General features: G+C 52.1%; 3 tRNA genes (1 of these 3 running past the window's edge). All 3 read left to right on the forward strand.

Going from position 1 to position 670, the window contains the following annotated elements:
- Window positions 1-31, forward strand: a tRNA-His gene (locus DTF_RS26950) (it extends 62 nt beyond the left edge of the window).
- Window positions 32-72: 41 nt separating this feature from the next.
- Window positions 73-148, forward strand: a tRNA-His gene (locus DTF_RS0113505).
- A 228-nt stretch (window positions 149-376) separates the two neighbouring features.
- Window positions 377-459, forward strand: a tRNA-Leu gene (locus DTF_RS0113510).
- Window positions 460-670 lie beyond the last annotated feature (211 nt).

The following is a 670-nucleotide window of genomic DNA, read 5'->3' on the forward strand; positions in this document are numbered from 1 at the left end:
GTTAAAGTGGGAGGGCACAAGTTTCCCATTGACAGAGGCCGATCTCTTAGCTAGTATGGCGTTCGTTTTATGGTGGGTGTAGCTCAGTCGGTAGAGCACTGGATTGTGGCTCCAGTTGTCGAGGGTTCGATCCCCTTCACTCACCCCATTTGACTTTCTGGCCCGCCTTTTTACCGTATCGATGAATGTGGCGTTCCTGCCACAGGTGAGTCGGCAAAAAGTCGGGCTTTTTATTTTTCAGCCCAGGTAACGGTGATCAGGAAGGCTGTCGAATGGCGTGGCTGTCCGCTGCAAGAAAGCGGGCGGCCATATTGCATTTTCAACTGTTTACAGTCTTTCCTCAACTGAGGCTTATAGGTTATTGAGCCCTGTCTCTGCGAGAGTGGCGGAATTGGCAGACGCACTGGACTTAGGATCCAGCGGGCAACCGTGGGGGTTCGACTCCCCCCTCTCGCACCACTTCACTTCTCTTCTCAGCGCCGGCAGGTGCCCTCATCCGTTTGTGCCCCGTGGACCTACCGTCCACGGTTGACGATTTCGTTATAAATACCGGAACAAAGTGAGGTAAGTCATGAATGTCCAGATAGAAGACGTCAGCAGTATCAAGAAGAAACTCTCCTTTGAAGTTGCTGCCGAACAGGTGGATGCCGAAATCAAGAAGACCTATCAG

The sequence above is a fragment of the Desulfuromonas sp. TF genome, from assembly GCF_000472285.1.
Taxonomy (GTDB): domain Bacteria; phylum Desulfobacterota; class Desulfuromonadia; order Desulfuromonadales; family ATBO01; genus ATBO01.